This is a genomic window from Protofrankia sp. CiP1_Cm_nod3, from assembly GCF_982290655.1.
The window spans coordinates 1-5,344 of record NZ_CEVIVD010000219.1; the positions used below are offsets into that span (position 1 = coordinate 1).

At 69.1% G+C, this 5,344-nt stretch carries 7 protein-coding genes; 4 read left to right on the forward strand and 3 right to left on the reverse strand.

The window, feature by feature from the left end; genetic code table 11:
- Window positions 1–327, forward strand: a 327-nt coding sequence (locus AC5LUJ_RS23025; protein ID WP_493465752.1) for a recombinase family protein, incomplete at its 5' end; no start/stop codon positions are given.
- A gap of 3 nt (window positions 328–330) precedes the next feature.
- Window positions 331–2,013, forward strand: coding sequence for a hypothetical protein (locus tag AC5LUJ_RS23030; RefSeq protein WP_493465753.1), 1,683 nt, complete (start codon window positions 331–333; stop codon window positions 2,011–2,013).
- 201 nt (window positions 2,014–2,214) lie between these two features.
- On the opposite strand, the gene AC5LUJ_RS23035 is transcribed toward AC5LUJ_RS23030, so the two are convergent.
- The 3 genes from AC5LUJ_RS23035 to AC5LUJ_RS23045 form a co-directional block, all read right to left on the reverse strand.
- Window positions 2,215–2,991: an abortive infection family protein gene (locus tag AC5LUJ_RS23035; protein WP_493465754.1), complete on the reverse strand. Its 777-nt coding sequence runs from the start codon at window positions 2,989–2,991 to the stop codon at window positions 2,215–2,217.
- Window positions 2,992–3,038: 47 nt separating this feature from the next.
- Window positions 3,039–3,668 (reverse strand): recombinase family protein, encoded by a 630-nt coding sequence (locus tag AC5LUJ_RS23040; RefSeq protein ID WP_493465755.1) that lies wholly within the window; start codon window positions 3,666–3,668, stop codon window positions 3,039–3,041.
- Between the two features lie 319 nt (window positions 3,669–3,987).
- Window positions 3,988–4,221, reverse strand: a complete 234-nt coding sequence (locus AC5LUJ_RS23045; protein ID WP_493465756.1) for a hypothetical protein — start codon at window positions 4,219–4,221, stop codon at window positions 3,988–3,990.
- On the opposite strand from AC5LUJ_RS23045, the gene AC5LUJ_RS23050 reads away from it, so the two are divergent.
- Window positions 4,150–4,395, forward strand: coding sequence for a hypothetical protein (locus AC5LUJ_RS23050; protein WP_493465758.1), 246 nt, complete (start codon window positions 4,150–4,152; stop codon window positions 4,393–4,395). The genes AC5LUJ_RS23045 and AC5LUJ_RS23050 overlap by 72 nt on opposite strands.
- 63 nt (window positions 4,396–4,458) lie before the next feature.
- Window positions 4,459–5,235: a transposase gene (locus AC5LUJ_RS23055; RefSeq protein ID WP_493465757.1), complete on the forward strand. Its 777-nt coding sequence runs from the start codon at window positions 4,459–4,461 to the stop codon at window positions 5,233–5,235.
- Window positions 5,236–5,344 lie beyond the last annotated feature (109 nt).

Below are 5,344 nucleotides of genomic sequence, written 5' to 3' on the forward strand. Positions count from 1 at the left end.
GTCGTGTTCGACCAGGGCATTGACACCTCCACCGCAGTCGGCCGGATGTTCTTCCAGATCCTTGGCGCGATCGCCGAGTTCGAACACGCGCTGATGTCCGAACGGACGATGGACGGCCTCGCGGCCGCCCGCGGCCGCACCGGCGGCCAGAAACCTAAGCTCGGCCCCCGGCAGGTGCAGCTCGCGCAAGAGATGTACGAAGAGACCGGACCCGACGGAAAGCGCACTCACACCGTCCAGCAGATCGCCGACGAGTTCGGCGTTACCCGCCCCACCATCTACCGCCACCTCACGACAGCAGGCGGCAACCACTCTCCAGACAGGTAAAAGATGAGCTTCATCGACTGGTCGCGCCTCGACCCGGACACGATCGAGAAAGCAATCAAGATCCTCCTCGTCGAGCTGCACCCGGGAGCGAGACCGATCGACGGCAGAGGCGGTGACAGGGGCCGCGACGTACGGTGGGACTCCCCGGACGGTCTGACCATCTTCGAGATCAAGTCCTTCGCCGAAGACCAGCCCACTTCCAGCCAGCGGAGTCGACTCAGTTCCGGCCAGCGGGGACAGATCAAAAAGTCGCTCGACCGGGCCATCCTGCACGACCCGGTCCGCTGGGTGCTCGTTCTTCCGACCGACCACTCCCCCGGCGAGGAAACCTGGTTCGACGCCCTCGTCGCCGACCACCCCGCGGTGAAACTCGAATGGCTGGGTCGGAGGTGGCTCGACCTCCAGTTCGCCAAGCGCGAGTACTTGCGCCGCTTCGTCGAAGGAGACAGCTACCAGCTGCTGCAACTGGCCAGGGAGTTCGGGCTCGAGCAGCAGGCCATGACGTCCGGTGCGGACGCGGTCGCCCGGATGGCGGCGCTGTCTCGCCGTGCTCAGGACCTGTCCGCCTGCTGGCGGCCGGATTTCTCCACCGGCCCCGACGAGGTCGTCATTACCTTTCGGGAGCGCTTCCCGGGCGCCGCAGCGCTCGACCCCGTACAACTGCGCGCCAGCTTCGACTTCCCCGACGGGGATGCACACGCGGACGAGGCGCGGCGACAGCTGGACACCGTCGTCGACTACGGCGGCGACGCCGAGGTCGACGGCAGGTACGTGGCGAACTTCGAGGTGGTGGCCTCCCCCCAGAGCCAGGCGCTGTTCGACACCGGCGTCCCGGCCGAACGGCTACGGATCACCTCTGTCGCCGGCCAGGCGGACGACACCCTGACCTACCAAATGGTCATCGTGGCACCGTCAGGACAGGTCAAGCACCGGCTTCCGCTGCAGATGGACCCGGTGACCACGGGACTGAAAGGTGTCCGGGTGACGGGGCACGACCCCACTGGAACATTCGTAGTGACGATCACTGTCGACCGTCCAGAACAGGGCAGCTCGGTGTCCGTGCAGATCAGGGCACGAGGCGGCGCAGGAAGGTATCCCTACGCACTGCGTCCGGCCTACGAGATGTTCACCCGCACCGACCCCGGAGACCGGCTCGAGATCCGCATCGACGACCGGAACGTCGCTCGGCAAGCCACCACCAACATGGAGCGGTTCCTCGCCGCTGCACGACTCTTCGGCGAGCTGATCGACGCGTTGGAGAAGCTGCAGAACTACAGCGGGATACTCTTCCCGATCCCGGACGACCTCACCCGGGCGGACGCCCGCGACCTCATCGATGCCGCCCACCTGCTCGCCGGACAGCAGATAACCGCCGGAAGCACGGGCATTGACCTGACGGTCAAGAAAGACCGGATCGAGGCGTTCCTGGACCTGGTCCCCACCGAGCCCACCGCGTGCACCGGACAGATCGGCTACGGGGTGACTTGCGGCCCGCACCAGATCGAACTCGGCCTGCTCACCGTCACCGCCCCGCGTGTGCGCCTGACCAACACAGCCGAGCTGCGAGCCGCGATCGGCACCGGCGTCGACCCCGTAGCGCATTTTGAGTGCACTGACAGCGAGAACATCTACCTGCAGCTCACCCCGACGACCGGGACAGACGCATCCGCAGCCCAAAGCCAGTAGAGGCTGCAGCCGGCCGGGGCAAGCGGCGCCCGACGGCCCCGATGTTTGTTGTCAGAGCTGCGACCTCGCCCGCTGCTGGTACCTCAGCAGCAGCCCCGACCGGGCAGTCGCCGGCCCGATCATGAACGCGGCGTAGCCTCCCACGGTTTGTCCCGGTCTCGTTGTGTCGGGGTCCGAGGAGGATCCGTGCAGCCGTTGGCGCTAGCGATGATCAGGGTTCTTGCGCCAGGGGGCTTCGGGGTCGGCGAGGGTGTCGAGGACGAGCTGGCACCAGGTGAGTGCGGCGTTGACCGCAAGGTGGGCGTGGCGGGGGCGCAGGCCGGCGCGGGTGGCGGCCGGGCCGTGGCCGGTGCCAGCGCGGTTGCGGAGCTCGGCGACGCCCACTGCGACTCCGGAGACCGCGCCGAGGATCTTCTTCACTGCCTCGCTGCCGTCGGGCCCGGGTGTGACAGCCGAGGGGTGTAGGTCGAGAGCTTGCTGAGCCTGGCGGATGAGCGCGGGGACGTCGTCCTTGTCGTTGACCGGCAGACCACGTTCGGTCAGGACGACCTTGGCGGTGCTCTCGATGAGTTCCTTGGCGCTGCCGATCGCGAGAGCTGGGTCGTCGATGACCGCTCGTTGGATGCGGTCGAGGTGCTCCCGGATCGCCGAGGGGTCTTTGAGGTTCGCGAGCGAGTCGACGGTGAAGCGGGGGCCCGCGGGCGTGATGTGACCGGTGTCCTTGTCGATGAGGTACCCGTCGCGGCGCAGGGAGTTGAGGAACCTGTCCGTGTAGGGGGCTTCGAAGCCGTGGAGCAGCCACTCGAAGACCCGGAGCACCCGGATGACGTGGTTGGGGTCCGTCCAGTCGACGGATTCGAGGTACTCCTGGGTCCGGGTGCGCCGAACGCTGCTGTCCTCGTAGGTGCAGGTGGTGCTCGGGGCGAAGCCCTCGTCCTGGAATGCCCTGTCGATCTCCCCGTACGTGCTGCCGGTCATGAGGCTCCGGAACAGGTTCCGGGTCTGCCGACTGACCAGATCCGCGCTCACGCCGCACCGTCTCGTGTCGAGCCGGCGACGGCCGGTCGCTTGCCGATGCTGGCGGGGTCGAGATGGCCGTAGACGGTGGAGCGGGGGACGCCGAACATGTCGGCGATCTGGCTGACGGTGTGCTGGCCGGCGTCATAGAGCTGCTGGGCGAGCGTGGCCTGGTCGGTGGTGAGGCGGGGTCGGCGACCGCCGGTGCGGCCGCGGGCGCGGGCGGCGGCGAGGCCGTCGCGGGTGTTGGCGACGATGAGTTCGCGCTGGTACTCGGCGAGCACGGAGAGCATGCCGAACATGGCGCGGCCTTCGGCGGTGGCGGTGTCGATGCCCTGCTCGACGACGTGCAGCCCGACCTCGCGTTCGGTGAGTTCGGCGCCGAGGGTGACCAGGTGCAGCAGGGAGCGGCCGAGCCGGTCCAGCCGGGTGACCTTCAACGTGTCCCCGGCGCGCAGCAGCTGTATCACGAGGTCGAACTTCGGCCGGGACGCCTTCGCGCCGGAGGCGATGTCGACGTGGATGTCGCGCCGGGCGACGCCGGCGCGTTCCAGGGCGTCGATCTGATGATCAGGGTTCTGGTCGGCGGTGGAGACCCGCGCGTATCCGATCAGCACGGCGCCGAAAATACCCGACACGAACGTTTGACGACGTTGTTTTCCGACGCGGGTTGTCGACGCTGCGGGGCGGTTCGGCGACGGCTGGCCGGTGTCGATGTCCGAACGCGTCTGCGCTGATGTTTGAACTGGCGTGCACGGCGGTGGCTCGCGTCACCTGCTTCTTGGCCGGGCCTGGCCGGGGGGCGCGATGCCGAGCCTGGGGACGGTGCTGTGGCGGGTCCTGCTGCGGCGCTTGGCCGGGCGGCGTCCGGGTAGGCCGCCGCGAGGGCGGCGTGGAGCGCCCGCCGCGGGCGCGGTTTGGCGGCGCGGGTGGGTGCGGAGCCGAGGGCCTGCATCATCAGTGTGCCGGCCTTCTCCCAGTGAACTCGGAGACCAGGTGGGCGCGCAGGGCTGCCGCGCGGCGGCGGGCGGCGGGCAGGTCCGCTAGGATTTGCTGTGCGCGGTCGGCCCAGAGCGTGACGTTCGTGCTCCGGCAGGGGATGACGGAGGGTGCGCCGAGATGGCCGGGGAGCGCGTCGGGGTTCGCGAGGAACTGCCCGACGCCGGTGTGGCTGCCGACGAGCAGCGGCATGCCGTAGCTGGCGGCCTCGGTGGCGACCAGGCCGAGCCCGACCGACTGCTCGTCGTCGATGCGATGCCGCTGACCGCCATCGGCAAGATCGACAAAAGGTCCTGCGTGCCCGCCTTGAGCAGTGACTGCGTGAGGGCCGGCGCGCGCCGGCCCCCACGCTCCCTACCGGTCTGACGGGACGATCAGAAAGGCAGCCCGTCGGGAAGGCGGGAGACTCCCGTGCCGTAGGGCGTCAGGGTGAGTTCTCCCAGGCTGGACACGAAGGCGAACCGGGCGTTCTTCGGCGGTCCATCGAACGGGGGCGGGTCGGCGCCGTTCCCGAAGGTCCGCTGGGTCATCGCCGCCGAGGCCGCCACCGGCGCCTTGGTGGGGGCGTCGTTCGGCCCGTGGACGACCGGGGAGCCGTCGCTGGCCCGCGATCTGCTGCCCGATCTGGGCCCAGGCATGATCACCCTGGCGGACCGTAACTTTCTGTCCTACCGGCTCGCCCGAGAGGTCCTGGCCACCGGGGCGCACCTGCTGTGGCGCGCGAAGGCGACTTTCACGCTGGCCCCGGTCCAGATCCTCGACGACGGCACCTACCTCGCCGAACTCACAGCGGCCCGTGCGACGGACGGGCCGCCGCTGACGGTGCGGGTGATCGAGTACACGGTGCACTCCACCACCGGCGACACCGAGACGGCCTCCGAACTGTTCTGCCTGGTCACCGACCTTCTCGACCCGCAGGAATGGCCCATGCTCGACCTGGCCTGCGCCTACCCGACGCGATGGGGATGCGAGACCGTGATCGGCCACCACAAGACCGACCTCGGCGAAGGACGACCCGTCCTGCGCAGCAAGGACCCCGAAGGCGTCGCCCAGGAGATGTGGGCCCTGTTCGCCGTCTACCAGGCCCTCGCCCGCCTCATCGGCATCGCCGCCGACACCACCGGCACCCCACCCGAAAAGATCAGCTTCCGCCGGGCCCTCACCGCCGCGTCCGACTCCATCCGAACCGCGGCTTTCCCCCCCTGATCAGGCACTCCTCGCGTTCCTCCTCGAGATCTGCGACCCACGACTGACCATCCGCGACCGCCCCGACCGCACCGCACCCCGCAAGACCCGCAGACCCAGCGACTACCCC

Coding starts and splice junctions, on each gene's coding strand:
- AC5LUJ_RS23035 (WP_493465754.1), bottom strand. CDS start 2,991: ATGACCGGCAGCACGTACGGGGAGATCGACAGGGCATTCCAGGACGAG.
- AC5LUJ_RS23050 (WP_493465758.1), top strand. CDS start 4,150: ATGGCCGGGGAGCGCGTCGGGGTTCGCGAGGAACTGCCCGACGCCGGT.
- AC5LUJ_RS23045 (WP_493465756.1), bottom strand. CDS start 4,221: ATGCCGCTGCTCGTCGGCAGCCACACCGGCGTCGGGCAGTTCCTCGCG.
- AC5LUJ_RS23030 (WP_493465753.1), top strand. CDS start 331: ATGAGCTTCATCGACTGGTCGCGCCTCGACCCGGACACGATCGAGAAA.